Raw genomic sequence first — 23,753 nt, 5'->3', positions numbered from 1 at the left:
CGGGCCGGCCGCCTGCCGGCCCGCGCGGGTCCGCGGACGCGTCCTGCCTCAGTTGGTGGCCACCAGGTGGTCCCGGAGGCCGACGCCGTACGACGTGGGCGTGCCGTCGTACGAGCTGATCAGCGACGGGCCGCTGCTGCAGTCCCAGGTGTTCCACGTCCACCCCAGGTAGCCGACGGAGTGCGAGTCGGCCCAGTTCATCAGGGTGTCGATGAAGCCGTGCGAGCAGTCGTTCTCACCGATCTCGCTGAGCGTCAGCGGCACCTGCGCCGCGACCGGCCCGAGCTGACCGTCGTAGCAGGACGTGCTCGAGCAGGTGTTGAAGTTGTAGATGTGCGCGAACGCGGCGAGGTTGTTCTTCGGGTCGGTCGGCCGGTACTGCAGCCACTGCGTCAGGTCGTTGGAGTACGCCAGCCCGCCCACGAGGATCACGTTGCCGGCGCCGGTCGCCCGTACGGCGTTCACCAGGCTCTGGAAGCCGGCCACCTGGTAAGGGATGCCGGAGCAGGTCCCGCCGTCCCGCCAGCAGGTCCAGCCGGAGGTCTCACTGCCGGTCGCGCGCTCCGGGTACGGCTCGTTGAACAGGTCGAAGACCACCGCGTCGTCACCCTTGAAGGCGCCCGCGACACCCGTCCAGAACGACGGCGCGTACTGGGCGTCCGGCATCGGCTTCTGGCAGGTGGCGTGGACGTCCGAGCAGCCGGACGAGGGACCGGTGTAGGTGCCGTAGTTCCAGTGCATCTCGAGGATCGGGGTCATGCCGTGCGCCTCGAGCCGCGACACGAAGGACTTGACCTCGGTCTGGTACGCCGTGCCGCCGTACCGCGAGTCGATGTTGCTCAGGCCGAGCCAGCACTCCTCGTTCAGCGGGACGCGGACCGCCGTGATCTTCCACGCGGCCATGGCGTTGATCGACGCGTCGTCGACCGGACCGTCCCAGATGCCCCGGCCCTGGACGCACATGAACTCGCCGCCGGAGCGGTTCGCCCCGCGAAGGCGTACGGTCGTGCCGCTCGCGGTGACGAGTTTGTTCCCCGAGACGTGCAGCGCGGGCGCGGGCCCGGTCGTCCCGCCACCGCCGCCTCCCCCGCCACCGCCGCCGGATCCCGAGCCGGTGCACACGGTGCCGTTGATCGAGAAGGACGCCGGGTCGGTGTTCGCGCCGGTGTAGGTGAAGTTGGCGCCGATCTGGGCGCTGGCGCCGCTCGCCAGCGTGCCGTTCCAGCTCGCGTTGGTGACGGTGATGTTCTTACCGCTCTGGGACCACGTGCCGCTCCAGCCCTGGGTCAGCTTCTGGTCGCCGGTGTAGGCGTAGGTCAGCGTCCATCCGTTCAGCGACTCACCGAGGTTCTTCAGCGTGATGGTGGCGCTGAAGCCCGACCCCCAGTCGTTCTTCGCGTAGCCGACGTCGCAGGAAACGGCGGCGTGCGCGGTGCCGGTGCCGGTGACGAGGCCGACCCCGCAGACGCTGAGCAGGAAGGCCACGAGAAACGGGATCACGCGTCGAGGTCGCATTGACGGCTCCATGGCGGGTTGTGGGAGAAGTGTGGGAGCGCTCCCAAGCTGCCCGAAGGTAACCCCGGGGACCGAAGCCGGGAAAGACCCTTTCATCGCCGTTCACGCCGGAGACCTCGCGGAACCGGGCGTCGGGCCGGCCGGACCGCACTGGGTACGCTGACAGGACACGCGGCGACGCTCCGGGCCCGGGCCCGCCGTCGCCCCGACTCGAGGAGCGCGACGGCGCGGACCCCGCGACAGGGCCGCACCCGTCGGCCGAAACCGCCCGGACCGAGATCCGCACGACCGGGCGCTGGCCGCTTCCGGCCATCGTTAATGTGATTAACAAATAATGTTAATGTGGTTAACGATCATCGCAGGAGATCCCTGCCGGATGCGATTCGACGATCTTCAGGAGGCACCGTGACCAGGTTGAGGTCACATCCGATCATCCTGGCGGCATGCGCCGTGCTCGCCCTGGCCGCGCCCGCGTCGGCGGCCGCCCGCCCCTCCTCCCGCACCGGCGGCGCGGCGGACCGGGCCGGCGTGCTCGCCGTCACGCCCACACCACCGCCCGGCACCGCCTCGGTCACGACCTCGGCCACCCCCTCCTCCGCCGCCGACCTGAGCTCCGGCTGGAAGATCCAGTCCTCGGCCGTCGCGGGCGGGTCGGGCGCGACGATCTCCCGCCCCGACTACGCGACCACGGGCTGGCTGGCGATCAGCCGCCCGGAGACGCTGATGGCGGGGCTGCTGGAGAACGGGCGCTACCCGAACATCTTCTACTCCGACAACCTGGCCAAGGTCCCCACCGACCAGTTCAACGCGAACTGGTGGTACCGCACGCAGCTCACCGTCCACCCGCGACGTGACGGCCGCACCGTCCTGATCATGAACGGGGTGCTCGGCACCGCGGACCTGTGGGTCAACGGCACCAAGGTCGCCGACCGGTCACAGCTCCAGGGCGCGTACTCCCGGTTCGAGTACGACATCACGCCGTACGTCCGGGACGGCCAGAACGCCATCGCGCTCGACGTCGCCAAGAACGACCCGAAGACGTACCTGACCGACAGCCTGCTCGACTGGAACCCGCCGGCGCCGGACCGTAACACCGGTCTGCGCTTCGCGCCCCAGCTCGCCCAGGCCGGCCCGGTCGCGTTGCGCAACGTGCACGTCGACCAGCACAACGCCGCGAACCTCGGCAGCTCGGACCTCACCGTGAAGGCCGACCTGCGCAACGACACGGACACCGCGCAGAAGGCGCGGCTGGACGCCACGATCACCCGGGCCGGGACGCGGATCGCCGTGTCGGCGAACGCGAACGTCCCCGCCAAGTCGACCCGGACGGTGACGCTGACGCCGGCGGACCACCGGGCGCTCCACCTGGCGCACCCGGCCGTCTGGTGGCCGTACCAGCTCGGCGCGCAGCCGCTCTACCACCTGACCGTGAGCGCGAACGCCGGCGGCCGGGTCTCCGACCGCACCGACGAGGACTTCGGCATCCGTACCGTCACCTCGTACCTGACGCCGGTCAAGCCGGGCACCCACACCACGCACGGTGGGCGGCAGTTCGTGATCAACGGCGTCCCGCTGGTGATCCGCGGCGGCGGATGGTCGCCGGACATGTTCATGCGCTACTCGCCGCAGAACATCCGCGACCAGCTCGCCTACGTCAAGAACCTGGGACTGAACACCCTGCGGTTCGAGGGGAACCTGCCGCCCGACGACATGTTCGCCGAGATGGACCGCGCCGGGATCCTGGCCATGCCCGGCTGGCAGTGCTGCGACCGGTGGGAGGACCCGTCCTCCAAGTGGCCGGACGCCCTGAAGGCGAACGCCGGCGTCCAGGCGACGCACGTGGCGCAGTGGCTGCGCGACCACCCGAGCGTCTTCACCTTCTTCCAGGGCAGTGACGAGGCGCCCGACGCGGTCAAGGAGGCCATCTACCTGAAGGCGTTCGCGGCGGCCGACTGGCCGACGCCGCAGGTCGCCGCCGCGGAGTACAAGTCGTCGCCGCAGCTCGGGCCGTCCGGTTCCAAGGAGGGCCCGTACAACTACGTCCCGCCGGGCTACTGGTGGGCGAACGGGCCGGAGACGGTCGATCCCGGCGACCCGACCTTCACCAACCAGGGGAGCGCCTGGGCGTACGGCACCGAGACGAGCGCCGGCAACACGGTGCCGACCCAGGACTCCCTCAACCGGTTCCTGACACCGGAGGAGCAGAAGAAGATCTGGGACCTGAGCACCACGAACGGGCCGGGGACCGGACCGGACCTGTTCCACGTGTACCCGAAGTACAACAGCTACACGAAGACCGCCCGGATGGGGCAGTACAACACCCCGCTGTGGAACCGCTACGGCCACTGGTCCGACATGGCGTCCTACCAGCGGATCGCGCAGATGGGCGGGTACGAGGTCACCCGGGCGCAGTTCGAGGCGTACCTCGGCCATTCCAAGGACCCGGCCAATCCCAGCACCGGCGTCATCTACTGGATGCTGAACAAGGCCTGGCCGTCATTGCACTGGAACCTCTACAACGACGATTTCGACCAGCCCGGCGTGTACTTCGGCGCGCAGAAGGCCGGCGAGCCCGTCCACGTGATGTACGACTACGCCGACGGCTCGATCAGGGTCGCCAACCTGACGAACGCCCGGCAGTCCGGCCTGACCGCCACCGCGCGGTTCATCGACCTGAACGGCACGGTCAGGGCGACGGCCCGGCAGGCGGTGCCCGCGCTGGCGAGCCAGGACGTACGGACCGTGCTGACGCCGAAGGTGCCGGCGGGCATCTCCCGCACGTACTTCCTGGAGCTGACGCTGACGCGTCCGGGCGCCACGGTGAGCCGTAACGTCTACTGGCTCTCCACGAAGACGGACGAGGTCGACTGGCCCAAGTCGCTCGGCCAGGGCAGCGGCGCGGTGTTCAAGCCCGACGGTTACGCCGATCTCACGGGTCTACAGAGCCTGCCCGCCGCGAACGTCAAGGTGTCCGCGTCGACGCGCCGGAGCGGCGGAGAGGCGACCACCACGGTGACCGTCCGCAACGTGGGTTCCAAGCCGGTGCCCGCGGTGTTCACCCGTGCCGACGTCCGCCGGGGCACCTCGGACGGCCGCGCGCTGGGCGGCGACGACCAGGTCCTGCCGATCGAGTGGAGCGACAACGCCGTCACGCTCTGGCCGGGGCAGAGCCAGACGCTGACCGCGCACTATCGCGTCGCGGACCTGCGGGGCGCGGCGCCGGTCGTCGGGATCACCGGCTGGAACCTCGCCGGTCTCACCGTCCCCGTACGGGGCTGACGCCCTTTCGCTCCTTTTTCACAGGTCCGGAACCATGACCGGATCCGGACAATTGACGCCGCCCGGTGGCGCGTGTTCGACGGAAAGGCGGCCTCGAAGGCCGTCCGCCCGGCCGGATCGCGCCCCGGGCGCTCCTTCGCGTCCCCTTCGGGAAATGGCCCGATGGCCGCCCATCCGCGCGATCGGCGGCACCGCGTAACCGTTTCGTCCCGCTCCGCTCATCATTACGGTGCACGTGACGACTTTTCATTTTTCGGCACTTTAAATGTCCGTACCGCCCTACACTCCTCTCGCAATCCGGTCTCGATCACCATGCGATCGCCCTCTGGAGAGGCAGGTCGATGCCGAGGACGCACCACAGGCAAGGACGGCTCGACCCCCCGCGGCGCCGGAGGCTGACGGCGTCGCTGGGCGACAGGATCTCCGCGCTGGGCGGAGTGGTCGTCATCGCGGTGGGTCTCGCGCTGGCCGCCATCGTCGAGCAGGCCGTCATGCCGCCGGTCGCCCGGCACGCGGTCGCCGACCGCCGCCCCGTGCGCGTCAGGCACTCGCGCACGCCGCGTCCGGCCCCGTCCCGGTCCTCGCCGTCGCCGGCTCCGGTGAGCCCGGCCGTCCAGCTCAGCCGGAAGGTCGAGACGGTCGTCCTCGCCGAGCGCAGCCGCGTGGCCCGGCGGGACTACGGAGTCGGGGCGCTGCCGACCCCCATCGTGCGGCTGACCAGGATGGACCGCGCGCGCACCTGGGCGTTCGGCACCGAGACGATCCCGCCCCCGCGCGGGATGACGGTCATGCCGGAGTCCTCGCTCTATGTCGCGCAGCGCACCCGCGCCGGCTGGCAGGTGGCCCTGGCCGGCACCCCGCAGTTCACCACGCTCCTGCGCAAGGCGCCCGCCGCGGTCGTTCCGGCCGGCGAACGACCGGTGCTCGAGAGGTTCAGCGCCGCGGCCGACCCGCCGCTGGACACCGGCCTGATGCTCCCCTGGGGAGTCGGCCAGTCCTGGACCCTCCTGGCCACGGACGACGGCGTGTCGGGCTTCGACGGCGGTGACGGGCGGGTCCTCGCCCCGGGTGACGGCCGGATCTACCGGCTCTGCTCCTCCGCCGCCGGTCACGGGCTCGTGCTCCTCATCCACCCGAACGGCCTGGCCACCGAGTACTACCAGATGTCCGACGTGACGAAGGTCCGCGACGGCGGCCTCGTGAAGCGCGGCGACTACCTCGGCCGAACCGGTACGGAACAGCCGTGCGGAGGCGGGGAGGCGCCGCAGCGGATGGTGCGGTTCGCGGTCACCGACGCGACCGGCACGATGCGGCTCGACCACTTCCAGCTGGGCGGCTGGACACTGCGCGAGACGGCGGCCGCGACGTTCGCCGAGCGCGCCGGCGTCCGCGTCGACGCCGGCAACCCGCTGCTGAACTTCGGGGCCGCGCCCCCGTCTCCCACCCCCGCGCCGTCCGGGAGCCCCTCCCCTGGCCGTACGCCCAAGTCGGGTCCGCCGAGCGTGCGCGTTCCCAACGTCCCCCTGCCCGGCGGGAGCCCCGGTGCCGTCGTCTGAGCGGGCCACCGCCCCGCGTCACGCTCCCAGGGAGCCCGGGGCACGGAGGCGGGCGCGGCGCCGCCCCTCCCGAAGACCCGGGCGTACCCGGGCGACCTTCCTGACGCTGGTGCTCCTCGCGGTCGTCCTCGTCGTCGGCCGGACCTCGTGGGGAGCGGTGGAGATCGAGCGGCTGCGGCGGTTCCTGGAGTTCTACGTCGGCGTGTTCACCCTGCTGGCGGCGACCGCGGCGGTCGTCGCCGGGGTGGCCGCCGCGCAGCGGACCCTGCCGATCGGACTGCGCATCCTCGCCCAGGGCGCCCACCGCGCGACCGCGGTCATGGCCGTCGGCTTCCTGGTCACGCACATCGCCTTGAAGGTCATGGAGGCGCACGCGACCGTCTTCGACGCGTTCCTGCCCTTCACCGGCCACGGGCGGCGCGCCGTCCTGGTCGGCCTGGGCACCATCGCCGGTGACCTGCTGATCGTCGTCGTCGCCACCGGCGTGCTGCGCGGCCGGTTCGTCACCGGCTCCCGGCCATGGCTGTGGCGCACGGTGCACGCGCTCGCGTACGTCATGTGGGCCGTGGCGATCGGCCACGGCCTGACGGCCGGCCGCGCTCCCAAGGCCTGGGTCACCTGGAGCTACCTGGTCTGCGCCGCCCTGGTACTGGTCGCGGCGACGAGCCGGCTCCCGCGCCTGGCCCGTGACCGTCGCATGCTGCGCGCGCGCAAGGCCAGAGGCGACGGCCGGGTGACGGGAACCGGGACGCGTCACGGCGCCGCCGACCCCCGCGACCGGGTGAGCGCGGAGGCCCGGGCCGCCGCGGAGACCGGCGACCTGCCCGACGAACAGTTCTGGGCGGCGCTGCGCGCCGAGACCGCCCCATGGCTCGGTGACCGGAGATGACGGACTTCCGGTACGTGGGGCCGCCACGCCTCGGCCGCGGACTGGACCGGCACCAGCGCATCGACCAGACGGCCCACCGCGCGGTGCACGGGGAGTTCCGGCGGCGCGGCCTGCGCGAACTGCTGGCACTGGCCGAAGAGGTCGACCTGCGCGGCCGCGGCGGCGCGGCCTTCCCCTTCGCCCGCAAGCTGAAGGCGGTCGTGTCGGCGGCCCGCCGTCAGGACGCCCAGACCGTCGTCCTGGTCAACGCCACCGAGGGCGAGCCGGCCAGCGCCAAGGACAAGCTGCTGATGTCCCGCGCCCCGCACCTCATCCTCGACGGGGCGATGCTCGCCGCCCTCGCGCTCGGCGCCCGCGAGGTGGTCATCGGCGTGACCGACGGCGGCCGGGCCGGCCGGTCCATCCGCAGCGCGGTCGTGGAGAGCAACCTCGGCGGGTTCGTCCGCGTCGTCCGCCTCCCGGAGCGGTTCGTCACCGGGGAGGGCGGCGCGCTGGTCAACGGCGTCAACGGCGCCCCGGCCCTGCCTCCGGGCCGCAAGGTGCGGGCCGCGGAACGCGGCGTGGACGGGCTGCCCACCCTGCTGTCGAACGCCGAGACGTTCGCCCAGCTGGCGCTGTTGTCCCAGCTCGGCGCGGACCTCTACCGGGCGATCGGAACACCCGAGGAACCGGGCACCGTCCTCCTCACCGTCTGGGGGCCGAGCGGCCGGCCCGTCGTCGTCGAGGCACCGGCCGGCACCCCGCTGTTCCAGGTGCTCGACCTGGGCCGGGCGGACGTCGGCCAGGGCGTCCTGATGGGCGGCTACCACGGCGCGTGGCTCACTCCCACCGCCGCGAACCGGGCCCGCGTCTCCCGCGCGGACATCGCCCGGGCGGGCGCCGCCCTCGGGGCCGGCATCATCCTGCCGCTCGCCGCGGACGTCTGCCCGCTGGGCGAGGTCGCCCGGGTCGCCGTCTACATGGGCATGGAGACCGCCGGGCAGTGCGGTCCCTGCCGCCTGGGGCTGCCGGCCCTCGCCCGGTCGCTCCGCGCGCTCGCGGAGGGCGACTCGCGCTCCGAGGCCCTCGCGGCCGTACGGCAGGGCATGCAGGTCGTCAAGGGACGCGGAGCCTGCCACCATCCGGACGGCACGTCCCGGTTCATCGCCTCGGCGCTCGAGGTCTTCGAGGAGGACGTCGCCGCCCACCTGGCCGCCGGAGGCTGCGGCCGCCCGGTACGCGGGCTGCTGCCGATCGACGGCGAGGAGGCGGCCGCGGAGAAGTCCGAGGACACCGGACTGCGGCTGACCGTGGACTGGACCCGCTGCGCCGGGCACGGCCTGTGCGGGCACCTCGTCCCCGGCCTCGTGAGCCTCGACGAACACGGCTTCCCGGTCGTCGAGAGCACGTCGGTGCCGCGGCGACTGCTCCGTCAGGCCCATCAGGCGATCGAGATGTGCCCCGCCCTCGCCCTGCGGTTCAAAGACCCCTGATCACACCTCTGGAGACGCCGTCTCCCCACCGGTCGCGTCCAGGTGGTCCGCGAGGATCCGGCTGATCGCGCCGAGCGACTGGACCTGTTCGGCGTCGAGCGCGTCGAACAGCGCCCGGCGGACGGCCTCGACGTGCCCCGGTGCCGCGGCGGCCAGTGCGGCGAACCCCTCGTCGGTGAGGACGGCGAGCTGACCGCGCCGGTCGGTGGGGCAGTCCTCCCGGCGCACCCAGCCGCGTTCCTCGAGCCGGGTGATCGCGTGGGACAGCCGGCTCGCGGAGACACGGGTGCCCTCGGCGAGCACGGACATCCGCAGCGTACGACCGGGCGTCTCCGAGAGGCGCACCAGGATCTCGTAGTAGGCGTGTGGGATGCCCGAGTCGCGGCGCAACTGCGCGTCGATCTCGTCAAGCAGCAGGCGGTGCGCCGTCAGGTACGCACGCCAGGTGCGCTGCTCATCGGGGCTCAGCCATCGGGTCTCGCTCATCCGGACGAGTCTAGTCCTGTTGTTGAGCTTTCAAGTAGCTGCTAGATTCCTTGAACGTTCAAGTAATCGCCTTTCCGGAGGAGTCCCGACTCATGTCCCGTCGCATTCCCTCACCCGTGGTCGACGTGGCCCTGCTCGTCGCCCGTGTCGCGATCGGCGTCGTCTTCGTCGCGCACGGCTGGCAGAAGCTGCACACCAACGGCCTGACCGCGACCGGGCACGCGTTCAAGATGATGGGCGTCCCCGCGCCGACGCTGTCGGCCTACTACGCCACCTTCGTCGAGCTCGGCGCGGGGCTGTTGCTGATCCTCGGGCTCCTGACGCCCATCGCCGGCGTGCTGCTCTTCCTCGACATGGTCGGCGCGTTCCTGACGGTGCACGTCGACAAGGGCCTGTTCGTGGACAAGGGCGGCTACGAGCTCGTCCTCACCCTCGCCGCCGTCACCCTGGCCTTCGCGGCGGTGGGCGCAGGCCGCCTCAGCGTCGACGGCCTGTTCGGTCGACGCACGCCCACGACCGCGCCCTGAGCGACCGCGTCCTGAGCGACCGCGTCCTGCGACCGCGTCCTGAGCGACCGCGCCCGGCCTGCCAGGGCCGCCTACCGGCCGGGCGCGGCGGGCGGCCCGTCCTCGCTCAGGTCGTGCAGGCCGATCCCGTGCCGCCGCAGCAGCCGTTCCAGCTCGACCAGGTGATAGCAGTAGCCGTCGCCGACCAGGTAGCCCCACCGGCTGACGCGATAGCAGGGACGGTCGTCGAGGACGATCGCCTCGACGACCCAGCCGCCTGCCGCGCTCCAGCGTCCCACCACGCCGCAAAGGCTATGTGACCTGCGACGATGGCCGGAACCGCGAGGAGCGCGGCAGCCCTCCACGCCAGCAGGCGTCGCGCGGGGCGGCCGACGCGCCGCGCCCGTGGAGCTTCGCCCGCGGTGGCCCGCGTTACGCCCGCGGAGCGTCGCCCGCGGTGGCCGGCGTCACGCCGGCAGGGCGTCGCGCGCGGCGATCGCGGCGCCGCGGGCCCCGGCCATGTCGAGGTCGGGGACCAGGGAGAATCGCGCGGCGCGGGCCTGCTCGTCCCGGAGCACCGTGTGCTCGCGGACCTTGTCCAGGAACCACTCGCGGAACTTCGGGCCGGTCTCGACGACGCCCCCGCCGACGAAGTACGCGCTCGGGTCGGTGAAGTTCGCGGCGATCGTGAAGAGGCGGCCGAGCGCGATCGCCTGCTGCTCGAAGATCTTCAGGGCGAGCGGGTCCTCCTTCTCGGCGTACCCCCGTACGAGCTTGGCCGCCTTGCCCGGTGTCTCGTCCGCCAGCGGATGCCCCTCGAACCGCGTGAGCCAGTACGGCAGCAGGTTGTTGGCGATGCCGGTGAGCGAGGCCACGCTCTCGGCGTCGGCGGAGAAGCCGCAGTTGCAGGCGGGCATCGGCTGGGCGTCCTCCAGCAGCCCGTGCATCGGGATGTGGACGTGCCCGAGCTCACCGGCCATCCCGGCGGCGCCCTTGACGACCTTCCCGGCCTCGACCACGCCGCCGCCCAGGCCCGTGCCGACGATCGCGGAGACCGACGAGTGCCGGAACGCGTCGGCCCCGAAGTGGGCGTGGTGGGCGTACAGCGCCGCGGCGTTCCCGTCGTTGTTGTAGACGACCGGCAGCCGCAGGCGCTCCTCGAGAGCGGTGCGGATGTCGAAGCCCCACCACTCGGGCTGGGGGAAGTTGGTGGCGCCCTTACTCGAGATCACGCCGGTCGCGCTCGCCGGGCCCGGGGTGTCCAGGCCGACGGCGCGTACCCGCGCCGGGTCTACACCGGTCACCTCGAGGACCCCCGCCAGGGACGCGGCCAGGGCCTCCACGGCCACCTCGGGCCCTTCCAGCACCCGGCTGGGGGCTTCCACGAGACGGTCGACGAGGAAGTTCCCCTCGGCGTCCAGCACCGTCGCGTTGTTGCTGGTCCCGCCGTTGTCCAACCCGACGACCACCCACGTCTCCGGCATTCCACATCCCCTTTCGGCCCCATGATGGTAAGGCTCGTGACGACACGCACGGGAGGGGCCTGATCCGGCCGCGGTCGTCCCGACTCGCTCACCCCGATCGGCCGGTCGCGTCCCCGTCCCCGCGGTGGCCCGCGCACGCGGTCCGTCGGCGGTGACCCACCCGGTTCAGCGCTCGGGGACCGCTCCAGCGGGCGGCTTGACCGCGACGCCGCCGTATCCCCAGATGTTCCGGACGGCGCGTTCCAGAATCTCCGTGGGCTCCCCGTCGGGGTTCCAGGTGGCGGCCAGTCCGGGCTCGACCAGGTCCAGGCCGTCGAAGAATCGCAGGATCTCGTCGTAGGTCCGCATGTTCATCGTCGACGAGGCGTTGGCCCAGCCGGCGGAGGCGGCCAGGCCGGTCTCCGGGTCCGGGTCCAGTGACGCGTGCGTCAGGATGAGCATGCTGCCGGGCGCGAGGCCGGCCCAGAGCCGCTTCACCAGGCCGTACGGGTCCTCGTCGTCGCGGACGAAGTGCAGCACCGACACCAGCATCAGCGCGACCGGCCGGTCGAAGTCGATGACGTCCCGTATCTCGGGAGTCGCGAGGATCTTCTCCGGCTCGCGCAGGTCGGCCAGGACGATGGTGACGCGGTCCCGGTGCTCGCCGGACAGCAGGGCCCGGGCGTGGGTCAGCACGATCGGGTCATGGTCGACGTAGGCGATGCGGGCGTCGGGCGCCAGTTCGTGGGCGACCTCGTGCACGTTGCCGGCGGTCGGGATCCCGGTGCCGATGTCGAGGAACTGGGTGACGCCCCGGCGCACGGCGTACCGGACCGCGCGGCGCAGGAACAGCCGGCTCAGCCGGATGCTCTGCGGCATGTCCGGCATCGCCTCGAGCACCTTCTTCACGGCCGCCCGGTCGACCGCGAAGTTGTCCTTGCCGCCCAGCAGGTAGTCGTACATGCGAGCCGTGTGCGGCACCGAGGTGTCGAGGCCGGGGCCCCGGCGGGCGTGCGCGTCGGCGTCGGCGGGCGACGAGTCCCCGGGCCTCGCGGAGTCGGACGCCATGGCACCTCCAGCTTCACATCACCACGGATCCGGCGCGGTGATCAAGGATACGACGACGCGCGCCGCACGATCACGCCGCGACGTGGCGTTCCCGAGCGGGTCCGCTCACTTGCGCATGACCTCCGGCTCCTGGCGGCGGAGCATGCGGGCGACCAGGAAGGACAGCACGACCACCTGCAGGAGCATGACACCCATGTCCAGGCTCCAGGTGCCGAGGTCCTGCTTCCACAGCGGGTCCGGCGGGTTGTCGCGGTGGGGGATCAGCTGACCGGCGTCGAGCGTGCCGGCCATCGCGGCGAGCGCCCATCGGGCGGGCACCAGCCACGAGATCTGCTCCAGCACCGGCTTGCCGTCCAGGTGGACGAGGGCGCCGCAGAAGACCACCTGGACCAGCGTCGACATGACCAGGAGCGGCATCGTCATCTCGCTGGTCTTGACCAGCGCGGAGATCAGCAGGCCCATCGTCATCGCGGTGAAGGACAACAGGGCGATCGCGAGCACCAGCTCGATGAGCGGAGTCGTGAGCACGCCCTTGTCGTGCGTCTTCACGCCGAGCATGGCCACCAGGGTCAGGACGATCCCCTGCCCGATGGTGATCAGGCCGAGCACCAGCAGCTTCGAGGCGAGATACGCGGATCTGGACAGCCCGACCGCGCGTTCTCGCTGATAGATCGGTCTTTCCTTGACGAGTTCGCGCACCGCGTTGGCGGCCCCGGTGAGGCATCCGCCGATGCACAGGATGAGCAGGAGGTTGGCCGCCTGACCGTTCGTGCCCGGGCGTGCGAGCAGGTCGCCGGTGGGCACCACCCGGGCCAGCAGACCCATGATGATCGGGAGCAGCACGGTGATGCCGAGGAACATCGGGTCCGCGACGATGCCCCGCACATACCGGCGGATCAGCGTGCTGAGCTGCTCCGGCCAGCTCTGCGGCTTGGGCGTCGGCTGGTACGTCGTGACCGGCCCGGTCTGCGGGGCGGCCGGCTGGACCAGCTCCGACTGGACGTACCGCTGGTGCTCGGCGGACCGCAGGTAGCGGCCGCCCCAGTCGATGGACGGGTCGTCGAACGCCTGGAAGACGTCCGCCCAGTCGTCGAAGCCCAGGAACGGCAGCGCCTCCTTCGGCGGGCCGAAGTAGGCGATCCGGCCACCCGGCGCCATGACGAGCAGGCGGTCGCAGATGTCGAGGTTCGCGACGCTGTGGGTGACCACCGCGACCGTACGGCCGTCGTCGGCCAGGCCGCGCAGCATCTGCATCACCGACTTGTCCAGGCCCGGGTCCAGACCGGAGGTCGGCTCGTCGAGGAAGAGCAGCGACGGCTTGGTCAGCAGCTCCAGGGCGACGCTGACGCGCTTGCGCTGGCCGCCGGACAGCGCGGAGACCTTGTTGTCCCTGCGGTGGTCCAGCGCGAGTTCCTTGAGCACCTCGTCGACGCGCGCCTTGCGCTCGCTCTGCCGGGTGTCGTCGGGGAACCGCAGCTCCGCGGCGTACAGGAGCGCCCGGCGCACCGTCAGCTGGGTGTGCAGGATGTCGTCCTGGGGCACGAGCCCGATCCGGGAGCGCAGCTCGGCGTAGTCGCGGTACAGGTCGCGCCCGTCGTAGGACACCACACCCTGGTCGGCGGGGCGCAGACCGGTGAGGGCGCGCAGCAGCGTCGACTTGCCCGAGCCGCTGGGCCCGATGACCGCGACGAGGCACTTCTCCCCGAGCGGGAACGTCACGTGGTCGAGCAGCACCTTGCCCTTGTCGACGGTGACGGTGAGGTCGTGCGCGCTGAGCCGCACCGCGCCGGCGTCGACGTACTCCATGAGGACGTCGTCGACGAGGTGGAACGTCGAGGGTCCGATGCCGATGATGTCCTGCGGGCCGATCGGCGCCCGCTGCACCAGCCGTCCGTTGACGTAGGTGCCGCTCCGGCTGCCCAGGTCGACGATCTCGTACGTTCCGCCGGTGGAGCGCAGCTCGGCGTGCTGACGTGACACCCGCAGGTCCGCGATGACCATGTCGTTCTCGGGGCCGCGGCCGATGCGCACCACCCGCGAGCCGTCGAGCCGGCGGATCTGCGTGGGCTCGCGGTACTGGCCGCTCATCGTCTGCACGATCGGCGACCGCGGCCGTGGACCGTGCGCCGGCTGCCCGGCCGCGGCCGCCGGCCGGCCGGGAACGCCGCCGGGACCGGGCGGAGCCTGCTGGTACGGAGCCGGGCCGCCGCCGTATCCGGGGGGCGCCTGAGGAGCGGAGCCGCCGTACGGGGCGGAACGGCCCGCGGCGGACGGATCCACCGTCGGGCGCTGACCGGGGTAGGCCTCGGGGGCGGGCGGGTACCCCTGCGGCGCGGTCCCACCGGGGGTGGTGCCGGGGGCGGGCGGGTACCCCTGCGCCGCGGTTCCACCCGGGGCGGCGCCGCCGGAGGCGGGCGGGTATCCGTACGGCGCGGTGCCACCCGCCGGGGCGCCGCCGGAGGTCTGCGGATAGCCGTGCGGCGCGGTCCCGCCCTGCGGCTGCGCTTCGGGCGCGGGCGGGTGGCCGTAGGGCGCGGTCCCGCCCGTGGCGGTCTGCGGAGACGGGGGGTACTGGCCGGGGACGCCCGGCTGTGACGGGCCGGCGGGCGACGCCGCCTGCCAGGGGCCGTCCTGCTGGTACGGCGCGGCCGGGCGGGGGGACGGCTCGGACGCGGGCGGCCGGCCGGGAGACGTGAAACCGCCGCTCTGCCCGGCGGGCGACGCACCGGGAGAGCCCGGCTGTACGGGTCCCGGCCCGGCCGGCGAGGCCTGAGCGGCCCGGAAGACGAGCGGGACGCCCTCCTCCGGGTGACCCAGGCGGACCTGGCTGCCCGGAGCGACGGCGGTCCGCTGGACCCGCCGGCCGTTCTGGAAGGTGCCGTTCGCGCTGCCGTTGTCCTCCAGCACCCACTGGCCGGCTTCGAAGCGAAGGATCGCGTGCGTCCGGGAGACCCCGTCGACGGCGATGACGATGTCCGATCCCGGATCCCGGCCCACGCGGTAGGCGCGTCGTGGATCCAGAGCCACCGAAGTGCCGTTGCCATCCACGAAAAGCTGAGTCACGAAACCGCCTTCCCGTCAACGCCCCGTAGCCCGGCGGAGCGCCTTGCCAGACCCGCGCACCCCACTGGCCGAGGCTAAACATTAGGGGTTCGCCGACATAAGCTGCAATCTTTCGGAAAAGTGGTCGACGTCCCCGAGGACCGCGATGTTGCGGGGGACATCCAATGTCCGGGCGGCGCGCCGGATTTGCCCCCGCGCCGCCTATCCTCGATCATTGACCGAATGTCCCCCGAGCCTCAGGCGTCTCATCAGGCGCATCCGGAGAGTGCCCCCGGGCGATGACCACCACGCTGCAGCCGGCCCCCAGGGCCGATATTCCACGTACCCGCCGGGCGACCCATCGGCGATGGCTGTTCCATCCGATCGTGCTCGCGACGGCCGCCGCGGCGATCCTGCACCTGCTGTGGGCCAGGTTCGCCGCGACCGACGGCGGCGACCTCGCCGCGCAGTACGCCTGGACGCACTTCGCCCTGCGACATCCCGGTTCCGCCTACGACTTCGCGTGGTACGGCGGCATGCACCCAGCGTCCTACAGCGTCATCTCGGCGTACCTCATGGCGCTGATCGGCGTGCGCACGGCCGCGGTGATCGCCGGCACACTATCGGCCGCCCTGGTCGCGCTGCTGCTCGTCCGCTCCGGCGTATCCCGCCCGCTGGCACCGGCCCTCTGGGCCGCGTTCTCCCTGTCCTGCAACGCCGTGTCCGGCCGCGTGACGTTCGCGCTGGGCGTCCTCTTCGGGCTGGCCGCCGTCACCGTGGTGTTCGTGCCGCGCGGGCCGCGGGCACTCCGCGCCGTCGCCGTCATCGCCCTCGGCGTGCTGGCGACGCTCGCCAGCCCGGTCGCGGGGCTGTTCCTGGAGGTCATCGCCGCCGCGCTGTTCCTCACCCGGCGCCGCCCGGCCGCCTACGCGGTGGCCGTCGGCCCACCGATGGTCGTGGGGGGATCCGCGCTGTTCTTCCCCTTCTCGGGTGTCCAGCCGTTCCCCTGGTACCTCGTGGTGGCCCCCGTCGTCGCCTCGGTGGCGGTGGTCGCGTTCGCGCCGCGCGGCTGGCGCGCCGTACGCATGGGAGCGGTGGTCTACGCGATCGGGACCCTCCTCACCTGGGCGATCCCCTCCCAGGTGGGCAGCAACGTCGATCGGATGGCGCTGCTGTTCGGCGGCACCGTGCTGCTGGCCGCGGCACTGCACCGCCGCGCGGCCGTCCTGTACATCGCCTTCGCGGCCACGGTCGTCTCCCAGGTGGCGCGACCGGTCTTCGACCTCGTCAACACGGCCGCGACCGGCGGGCACACGGCGAGCCTGGTGGCCGAGCTGCGCCGGGTGCGCGCCGACCAGAGCCGGGTCGAGGTCGTGCCGGAGCGCACCCACCTGGAGGCGTCCACGCTCGCCACGGAGGTGAACCTGGCGCGCGGCTGGAATCGCCAGGCCGACGTGCAGCGCAACGCCGTGTTCTACGACGGGACCCTCAGCCCGGACACCTACCACGCCTGGCTGCGCCGCTGGGCCGTGGGCTACGTCGTCCTGCCCTCCGCCCAGCCCGACTGGCAGGCCATCGACGAGGCGCGCATCGTCCGGGCGGGCCAGCCCTGGCTGCGGCCGGTGTGGCACAACCGGCACTGGCGGCTGTACCGCGTCACCGACGCCGTCCCGCTCGCCGACGCGCCGGCGACGGTGAACCAGGCGCTCGACAACGAGCTGGACGTCACGGTCCCGACCGGAGGGTCGGTGCTGATCCGGGTTCCCTGGTCCCCGTGGATGAAGGTCCTCGACGGCCGGCCGGGCTGCCTGGCCAAGGACGGCGACTGGACCCGCCTGTACGCCCCCGAACCCGGCCGCTACCGCATCGGCGCGCCGTACCGCCTCCCCCGCGGCTCCTCCTGCCCGAGCTGAGCGACGCCCCGGCGGCACGGCCCACCGGCCGCCGGGTCTTCGCCGCCGGCGTCGCCCGCGCGGCGAGGACGAGCGGGATGTCGGGCGGCCCACCGCGGCGGCGCCGCGACCGCCGAGTCGCCGGAGTCGAGTCGCCAAGGCGGCGTCACGGCGCGCGCCGCGGTCGCGGCGGGCGCGGTCGCGCCGAGGAGACCCGCTCAACCCGCGGAGCGGATCCAGTCCGCGGGCGCGGTCGCGCCGAGGCGGCCGACCAGCCGACGGAGCACAGGGGGAGCCGGCGGGCGCGGTCGCGCCGAGGAGCCCCATCAGCCGACGGAGCCCGGAGTGAGCCGGCGGGCGCCTCACACGCCGAGGCGGCCGTTCAGCCAGCGGAGCGCGGGGGTGAGCTCGCGGTTCCACACGCTGAAGTGGTGCCCGCCGGTGGGCAGGGTGATCGAGGCGACGCGCATCGGGGGACGGGCGAGCGCGATGAACCGCCGCGTCGCCTGGTAGTCCTTCTCCCCCACCTTGCTGGTGGTGACCAGGATGTCGACCGGCGGGGCGGGCCGGTGCCGAAGCCGCCAGGCCAGGTCGTTCTCGTTCCGGTAGGCCGGGCTCCCGCCGTACAGGTCGCCGGTGGTGATGTCGCGCAGCGCCTTGTAGTAGCCCGACAGGGAGATCGCGGCGGCGAACCGGTCGGAGTGGCGCATCGCGAGCTTCAGCGCGCAGTATCCGCCGGTCGAGTCACCCATCGCGCTCCACCCGGTCGGCGCGGGCACCGTGCGGTACGCCGTCTCGACCGCGGCGGGCAGGTCCCGCGCGAAGAACGTCTCGGCGAGCGGGCCGTTCGGGACGTCGGTGCACTCGGTGTCGCGCGGCGGAGTGAGCATGGGCCGCATCATGACGAAGATCATCGGCTTGAGGCGGTGGGCGGTGATCTCCTGGGCGGCGGTCTGCGGCAGGCGCAGGCGGGTGACGAGGTTCTGGGCGTTCCCGGGGTAGCCGGTGAGCGCCAGCGTCACGGGGAAGCGGCGGGTCCGGTCCTGGAAGTACTGCGGCGGCAGGTAGACGTAGGCCAGGGCGGTGATCCCCGATCGCGCGCCGTGGATCGTCACGGCCTCCAGCCGGCCGTCCTTGGCGGGCAGCTGGTGGCCGTCGACGAAGGCGTCGTGCGTCGGAACGAGCAGCGGGTCCCGTCCGCCGAGGACGCTCGCGCCCCGGGCGTGCGGGGCGGCCGGATCGCCGGTGCCGCCTCCCCCGCCTCCGGGCATGCCGAGCAGGTCGCCCCAGGACCCGTAAAAGGCGAAGTACGCGTTGGCGACGGTGAGCAGGGCGGCCAGGAGCAGGACCTGGGAGACCAGCAGCAGGCCGACCCGCGCCGGGACCCGGCGCGCGGCGCGCGGCGCGACCCATATGACACCGGCCAGCGCGGCCAGGGCGAGGACGCAGACGAACAGGATGAAGGGGGTGCCGGTGAGGCCCATCGACGTCAGCTCTCCGGACTCAGCCGGCCGCTGAGCCATCGCAGTACGGCAGGAAGGTCCCGCTGCCAGGTCGGGAGCGTGCCACCGCCGGTGACGGTGAGGGAGTCGGCACTCGTCGGCGGGCGGACCAGGGCGGTGAGCCGCCGGGCCGGCTCGGTGGCCCCGCCGGCGGTGATGACGAGCAGGTGCGCCGGGGGCGGCGGGCGGTGGCCCAGCGTCCAGAGCAGATCGTTCTCGTTCCGGATGGCCGCGCTGCGCCCGTAGAGGTCGCCGGGCGGCGCGCCGTACGACGACGCCGCGCAGGCCGCCGCGGTGAACCGGTCGCCGGCCCGCAGGGCGAGCCGGGCCGCGCAGTAACCGCCGGCCGCGTCACCGATCACCCCCCAGCCGGGGCCGTCCCGCGCGACCCGGTACGAGGCCGTCACCGCCATCGGCACGTCCTCGGCGAAGAACGTGCCGGCCTGCTGGCCGCCGGGCGCGTCGACGCAGGCGCCGACCGGGCTCATGAGGACGTACACGGTCGGTTGCACCGCGCCGCTCGCGATCTGGCCGGCCGCGACCGAAGGCAGGCGCAGCCGGGTGAGCGTGCCCGGCACGTCCGCCGTGAGGACCAGGACGACGGGCAGGCGCCGGCTCCGATAGGCGTGATGGGAGTACTGCGGCGGCACGTACACGTAACCCGTGGCCGTGATGCCGGAGCGGAGGCCGTGGAAGACGACCGCGTCCAGGCGTCCCTCGCGGGCGGGCAGGCCACGCGACAGCGTGTCGGACCGGGGCCGCAGGGACGGCTGCGCCGCCGCGGCGGGCGGCGCCGTCGCGCCCGTTCCGCCGACGACCCGTACCCGGCTCTTGTCCGTGCCGAGCAGGTCGCCCCAGGAGCCGAAGAAGCCGAACGAGGAGTTGACCGCCACGAGCACCGCGAACACCACCACGGACTGGGTGCCCACGACGAGGCCCGCCCGCGCCGCCGCCTGGCGCACGCCGCGGCCCGCGACCAGGGGCAGCAGGACGACGCAGGTCACGAACGCGGCGAACCCCAGGATGCCGAGCAGGATGACGAACGGGCGGTCGGTCAAGCCCATCAAGAGACCTTCCCCGGCCCGGCGATCGGCCGCAGCCGGGTCCGGCGGGCCCGCGCGACGAGACGCCGTACGGGCCCCTCGAACAGGACGAAACCGATCAACGTCACCGTCACCCCGACGACGGCGCCGCCCGCGATGTCCTTCAGCGGAACGCCGCCGACGGCGAAGGTCACAGCCATGATCACCGCGGCGCCGCCCGCCAGCAGGCCCAGCCGGCGGCTCACGAGGAGCAGCCCGGCGGCGGTGGCCGCCGCGACCGCCACGTGGTCGCTCGGCGCGGGCAGCTCGGCCGTACGCGCCGCCATGCCGTGCGGCAGGGGCAGCGGGACGGTCGTCAGGTGCTCGATCGGCTGGTTGACCAGGGCGGCGGCGACGGCGCCGACGGGCGCCCAGATCGCCGCGGCCATGACCGGGGCGCGCCGGTGCCGGGCCGTCCACCACCCGGCCACGAGCAGCACGGCGTACAGGCCCGGCCCGAAGGTCACCCAGCCCACCAGGGCCAGGTGCGACCAGTGGCCGCCGGGCGAATAAGCGCTCATTATGTGTTCTCGCTCCCGTAGGAGCATTGATCCCCTCGACATCGCTGTCGCAAGCGTAGGAACACGTTGGTCAGCGCTCGTTCAACGCATGGTTAGCGTGATCCTCACCTTTCCCGCCGCCGCCCGGCCGCGCGAGAAGCATGATCACCCACAGCAGTCACGTTGTACCATTCAGGCAGTGAGTCGCCCACGGCGGCCGGTGGTCGGCCTGGCCTCGTCCGCCAGTGGATCTGGAGGAACCATCACGTCAGCCGTCCCTCATCCCCTGTTTCACCGATGCTCCATTCGACAGGGGAGGTTGAGGCCATGAGCCCGCGAATCCTGACCCGCCGACGCGAGACCGAGCCGCTCGTCGAACGGTTCGACGGGTCGGTCGTGGGGCGGCTCCCGGTACGGACCTGGGTCGCCGCCGGACTGCTCGCCGCCGCGCTGTGCGGGGTGGTCCTCGGCACCCGGCTGACCGACCTCGGCTTCCACGACATCGACGTGCGCGGTTGGGCCGGGGCGCTGTCCGCCCGGGCCGGCCGGATCCGGTGGGAGTTCGTGCCGCTGGTCGCCGCCCTGGCGACGCTGCACTACCTCGCGTCGGGGCTCGGCGTGCGGGCCGCGGCCGACGGCGTGTCCGGCCGGCGGCTCCGCCTGTGGGAGGTGACGGCGTCGCAGTTCGCCGGGGCCGCGGCCAACCGCCTGGCGCCCAGCGGGCTCGGCTCCGCCGCGGTCACCTGCCGGTACCTCACCCGGCGCGGCCTGCCGATGTACGAGGCGACGGCGGCGATGGCCGCGGCCGGCCTCATGCGGGGCGTGACGAAGCTCGGCCTCGTCGTGCTGGCCGTCGGCGTGTGCAACGGCCTGGACGACCCGTCGATGCCGGACATCCGCGTCGGCCGGGTCATGAGCCGCCACTCCGGGATCATCGTCCCGGTCCTCCTCTCCGCCGCGGGCGTGGCCGTCCTGCTCGCCCTCGTCGTGTTCTACTGGCCGGGCGGCCGGGGACGCGCCTGGGCCCGTGCCACGGTCACGGGTGTCGGCAGGTCGCTGCGGCACCTCATCCACCGGCCGCGCTGCCTGCTGTGGACGGTCGCCGCGTCGACCGGCGCGCACATCGCGCTGGCGCTGGCGTTCGCGGTCAGCCTGCTCGCCGTGCCCGGTACGAACAGCGGCGCCTTCGGCGCGCTGCTGGCCGTCTACCTGCTCGGCGCCACGGCGGGTGCCGCGATCCCGACCCCCGCCGGGGTGGGCTCGACCGAGGCCGCGTTGATCACCGCGCTGGCGGCCGCGCACGTCCCGACCGGCCAGGCGGCCGAGGGGGTCCTGCTGTTCCGGGCCATGACGTTCTGGGCGCCCGTCCCGGTGGGCGTGCTCAGCACCCGGCTCCTGCGCCGCACGCACGCCCTGTAGCCCCGCCCCCCGAGACCGGCCCCGCCGGGCCGGCTCGGCCCCGATCGGCTCGGCCCTGGTGGGCTTGGCCCTGATCGACTCGGCTCGGCTGCTCGTGGCGGTGGTCGGGGGCTTCCTCGCCTCCTCGATCACCTTCATGAAGACGATCGGCGTGGGCCTGGTCATCGCGATCGTCGTCGACGCGACCGTCGTGCGCGGGCTGCTCGTGCCCGCGACGATGCGCCTGCTGGGCGCGCGTCTGGTGGGCGCCACGGCCGCTGGCGCGCTGGCGGGACCGCCACGGCCTGCGCGAGGACGCCGGCCCGGCGGCCCCGGGCCGAACCGACCCGGCGACCTCCCCCACCGGCGCGGCCCGGGCGTAGCGACGCGAGGCACGGACCCGGCTCAGCGGGGTGCGGTCCGGCTCAGCGGGGTGCGGTCCGGCGCAGCCAGAGCAGGCCGAGCACCGGCAGCACGAGCGGCACGAAGCCGTACCCGCTGCCGTAGCCGGACCACACCGTCGGGTCGGGGAAGGCGGCGCGGTCGGTGAGGCTGTAGGTGCCGACCGCCAGCACGCCGATGAATTCGACGGTGCAGGAGACGACGGCGACGCGATGCGAGGTACGGCCGGAGCGGGCCAGCATCACGGTGGCGAGCACGTACACGACCGCGGCGAACGCCGACAGCAGGTAGGCCACCGGCGCCTGGTGGAACTTGGTGGCCATCTGCACCCCGGCCCGCGACGAGGCGGCGAGGGCGAACACTCCGTACACGGCGACCAGCACCCGCCCCGGCCCGGATCGCCGCGCGGTCGGCTCAGCCATGCCACACCTGCTGCATGCGGACGATGAGGACGGCGATCACGAGGAAGCCGGCGGCCAGGACGACCGGGCCCCAGCGGGTGCGCTCGGCCAGTCCCCAGAACGCGGCGATGGGCAGGATCACCAGCGACCCCGCGAGGTAGCCGATGAACATCGGCATCCCGCCGACCGGCCGCGCGCCGCCCGCCAGCCGGACGATCGCCCAGACGACCTGGACGAGCAGGCCGGCCTCGCCCAGCGCGGCGGCGCCCAGCAGGACCACGCCGACCCGGCGGTTCAGGGCGGCCGTCACGAGCGCCAGACCGGCGAGCACGAGCACGCCGATGATCAGTGACACCGCCAGGGCCTGGACCACGCGTCAGCCTTCCTCAGGGATTCGCCGTTCGGTTCGCCTTCGGACGAAGACCGTACTACGGGATGTAGTACACGCCGTCGGCGACCCCGGGGCGCCGTTCGACGCGGCTCTCAGCGCTTCACGAGCTCGATGTCGAGTTCGACCCGGAGGGTGCCGCCGACCGTGGCGATCCCGACGCGCACGGCCTGGTTCCAGTCGACGGCGAACTCGTCGCGGTTCAGCTCCGTGACCGCGTGGAAGCCGCAGCGCGTGCCGCCCCACGGGTCCGGCCCGGTGCCGAGGTACGTCGTGTCCAGCGTCACCGGGCGCGTCGTGCCGCGGATGGTCAGCTCGCCGTCCATCGCCCACCGGTCGTCGGCGAGCCGCCGCAGCCCCTTGCTGCGGAAGGTGATGTCGGGGTACTCCTCGACGTACAGGAAGTCCTTGCTGCGCAGGTGGGTGTCGCGGTCGGGGTTCCCGGTGTCGATGCTGGCCGGCCGCAGGGTGACCTCCACGGTGGAGTTCTCCACGGGGTCGGTGACGACGATCTCGCCGCTGAAGTCGGTGATCCGCCCGCGGACGCTGACGAGCCCGATGTGGCGGGCACGGATCTGGACGGAGGAGTGCACCGGGTCGATGTCCCAGACTCCCGGTTCGGGGAGCCGGCGCCCGCCGGTCCCGGCGATCTCGATGTCCCCGAGGTCGAGGCCGGCCGGGCCGACCACCGCGGTCCGGGCCTCCGGCTGGTGTCCCGCGGCCGAGACGATGAGCGTGTAGACGCCCGGCGGGACTCCCTCCATGGAGGCGCGGCCGCTCGTGTCGACCGCGGCGCGGGCCGCCTGGCGGCCCGTGGAGTCGGTGAGTGTCAGGATCGCGTGCTCGACCGGCCATCCCCCGGGGGCGACGATCCGGGCCGTCACAGCGGCGTTCGCGTAGTTCACTGAGAGG

The 23,753-nt window shown here is 73.0% G+C and carries 19 protein-coding genes; 7 read left to right on the top strand and 12 right to left on the bottom strand.

What is annotated here, in order from left to right; all coding sequences use genetic code 11:
- Nucleotides 1-48: 48 nt before the first annotated feature.
- Complete coding sequence (locus AB0K82_RS35280; protein ID WP_364405394.1) at nucleotides 49-1,515, bottom strand: cellulose binding domain-containing protein; 1,467 nt, start codon at nucleotides 1,513-1,515, stop codon at nucleotides 49-51.
- A 405-nt stretch (nucleotides 1,516-1,920) separates the two neighbouring features.
- On the opposite strand from AB0K82_RS35280, the gene AB0K82_RS35275 reads away from it, so the two are divergent.
- The 4 genes from AB0K82_RS35275 to AB0K82_RS35260 all read left to right on the top strand — a co-directional run bounded on the left by AB0K82_RS35275 (nucleotide 1,921) and on the right by AB0K82_RS35260 (nucleotide 8,711).
- On the top strand, nucleotides 1,921-4,794 hold the full coding sequence (locus AB0K82_RS35275; RefSeq protein ID WP_364405392.1) for a sugar-binding domain-containing protein: 2,874 nt from the start codon (nucleotides 1,921-1,923) through the stop codon (nucleotides 4,792-4,794).
- A 341-nt stretch (nucleotides 4,795-5,135) separates the two neighbouring features.
- Entirely contained in the window at nucleotides 5,136-6,350 is a 1,215-nt protein-coding gene (locus AB0K82_RS35270) for a M23 family metallopeptidase (protein WP_364405390.1), read from the top strand.
- A gap of 109 nt (nucleotides 6,351-6,459) precedes the next feature.
- Nucleotides 6,460-7,239, top strand: coding sequence for a hypothetical protein (locus AB0K82_RS35265; RefSeq protein WP_364405388.1), 780 nt, complete (start codon nucleotides 6,460-6,462; stop codon nucleotides 7,237-7,239).
- Complete coding sequence (locus AB0K82_RS35260; protein ID WP_364405387.1) at nucleotides 7,236-8,711, top strand: NADH-ubiquinone oxidoreductase-F iron-sulfur binding region domain-containing protein; 1,476 nt, start codon at nucleotides 7,236-7,238, stop codon at nucleotides 8,709-8,711. The genes AB0K82_RS35265 and AB0K82_RS35260 overlap by 4 nt, the downstream gene beginning before the upstream one ends.
- Here the strand turns inward: AB0K82_RS35260 and AB0K82_RS35255 are convergent, their stop codons facing one another.
- Nucleotides 8,712-9,197 (bottom strand): MarR family transcriptional regulator, encoded by a 486-nt coding sequence (locus AB0K82_RS35255; protein WP_364405385.1) that lies wholly within the window; start codon nucleotides 9,195-9,197, stop codon nucleotides 8,712-8,714.
- A gap of 92 nt (nucleotides 9,198-9,289) precedes the next feature.
- Here AB0K82_RS35255 and AB0K82_RS35250 point away from each other — a divergent pair, with 92 nt between their 5' ends.
- Nucleotides 9,290-9,724: a DoxX family protein gene (locus AB0K82_RS35250; protein WP_364405383.1), complete on the top strand. Its 435-nt coding sequence runs from the start codon at nucleotides 9,290-9,292 to the stop codon at nucleotides 9,722-9,724.
- Between the two features lie 71 nt (nucleotides 9,725-9,795).
- On the opposite strand, the gene AB0K82_RS35245 is transcribed toward AB0K82_RS35250, so the two are convergent.
- From AB0K82_RS35245 to AB0K82_RS35230, 4 genes are all read right to left on the bottom strand, one after another.
- Complete coding sequence (locus AB0K82_RS35245; protein ID WP_364405381.1) at nucleotides 9,796-10,005, bottom strand: hypothetical protein; 210 nt, start codon at nucleotides 10,003-10,005, stop codon at nucleotides 9,796-9,798.
- 165 nt (nucleotides 10,006-10,170) lie between these two features.
- Entirely contained in the window at nucleotides 10,171-11,187 is a 1,017-nt protein-coding gene (locus AB0K82_RS35240; protein ID WP_364405380.1) for an ROK family protein, read from the bottom strand.
- Nucleotides 11,188-11,352: 165 nt separating this feature from the next.
- Complete coding sequence (locus tag AB0K82_RS35235; protein ID WP_364405378.1) at nucleotides 11,353-12,234, bottom strand: SAM-dependent methyltransferase; 882 nt, start codon at nucleotides 12,232-12,234, stop codon at nucleotides 11,353-11,355.
- A 105-nt stretch (nucleotides 12,235-12,339) separates the two neighbouring features.
- The gene (locus AB0K82_RS35230; RefSeq protein ID WP_364405376.1) at nucleotides 12,340-15,297 is read right to left on the bottom strand and encodes an FHA domain-containing protein; all 2,958 of its coding nucleotides are present in this window, start codon (nucleotides 15,295-15,297) and stop codon (nucleotides 12,340-12,342) included.
- Nucleotides 15,298-15,575: 278 nt separating this feature from the next.
- Between AB0K82_RS35230 and AB0K82_RS35225 the strand changes: the two genes are divergently transcribed.
- On the top strand, nucleotides 15,576-17,189 hold the full coding sequence (locus AB0K82_RS35225; protein ID WP_364405375.1) for an MFS transporter: 1,614 nt from the start codon (nucleotides 15,576-15,578) through the stop codon (nucleotides 17,187-17,189).
- Nucleotides 17,190-17,530: 341 nt separating this feature from the next.
- Here AB0K82_RS35225 and AB0K82_RS35220 read toward each other — a convergent pair whose 3' ends face one another.
- Genes AB0K82_RS35220 through AB0K82_RS35210 form a run of 3 tightly spaced genes read right to left on the bottom strand, consistent with a single transcriptional unit; the run spans nucleotide 17,531 to nucleotide 20,273 of the window.
- On the bottom strand, nucleotides 17,531-18,691 hold the full coding sequence (locus AB0K82_RS35220) for an alpha/beta hydrolase-fold protein (protein WP_364405373.1): 1,161 nt from the start codon (nucleotides 18,689-18,691) through the stop codon (nucleotides 17,531-17,533).
- Nucleotides 18,658-19,734: an alpha/beta hydrolase-fold protein gene (locus AB0K82_RS35215; RefSeq protein WP_364405371.1), complete on the bottom strand. Its 1,077-nt coding sequence runs from the start codon at nucleotides 19,732-19,734 to the stop codon at nucleotides 18,658-18,660. Before AB0K82_RS35215 ends, AB0K82_RS35220 begins: the two co-directional genes overlap by 34 nt.
- The gene (locus AB0K82_RS35210; protein ID WP_364405369.1) at nucleotides 19,734-20,273 is read right to left on the bottom strand and encodes a hypothetical protein; all 540 of its coding nucleotides are present in this window, start codon (nucleotides 20,271-20,273) and stop codon (nucleotides 19,734-19,736) included. The genes AB0K82_RS35215 and AB0K82_RS35210 overlap by 1 nt, the downstream gene beginning before the upstream one ends.
- Before the next feature lie 306 nt (nucleotides 20,274-20,579).
- Between AB0K82_RS35210 and AB0K82_RS35205 the strand changes: the two genes are divergently transcribed.
- Complete coding sequence (locus tag AB0K82_RS35205; RefSeq protein WP_364405367.1) at nucleotides 20,580-21,671, top strand: lysylphosphatidylglycerol synthase transmembrane domain-containing protein; 1,092 nt, start codon at nucleotides 20,580-20,582, stop codon at nucleotides 21,669-21,671.
- Between the two features lie 404 nt (nucleotides 21,672-22,075).
- On the opposite strand, the gene AB0K82_RS35200 is transcribed toward AB0K82_RS35205, so the two are convergent.
- The 3 genes from AB0K82_RS35200 to AB0K82_RS35190 form a co-directional block, all read right to left on the bottom strand.
- Nucleotides 22,076-22,474 carry a hypothetical protein gene (locus AB0K82_RS35200; RefSeq protein ID WP_364405365.1) on the bottom strand — a complete coding sequence of 133 codons (399 nt, stop codon included), beginning with the start codon at nucleotides 22,472-22,474 and terminating at the stop codon, nucleotides 22,076-22,078.
- A complete protein-coding gene (locus tag AB0K82_RS35195; protein WP_345364504.1) occupies nucleotides 22,467-22,826 on the bottom strand; it encodes a hypothetical protein in 360 nt (119 codons plus the stop codon). The genes AB0K82_RS35200 and AB0K82_RS35195 overlap by 8 nt, the downstream gene beginning before the upstream one ends.
- A 110-nt stretch (nucleotides 22,827-22,936) precedes the next feature.
- On the bottom strand, nucleotides 22,937-23,746 hold the full coding sequence (locus AB0K82_RS35190; protein ID WP_364405363.1) for a YceI family protein: 810 nt from the start codon (nucleotides 23,744-23,746) through the stop codon (nucleotides 22,937-22,939).
- Between the last annotated feature and the right edge of the window lie 7 nt (nucleotides 23,747-23,753).

Origin of the sequence: Actinoallomurus sp. NPDC052274 (assembly GCF_040679475.1) — a bacterium.
Lineage (GTDB): Bacteria > Actinomycetota > Actinomycetes > Streptosporangiales > Streptosporangiaceae > Actinoallomurus > Actinoallomurus liliacearum.
This window is presented reverse-complemented; position numbering and strand designations above follow the sequence as displayed.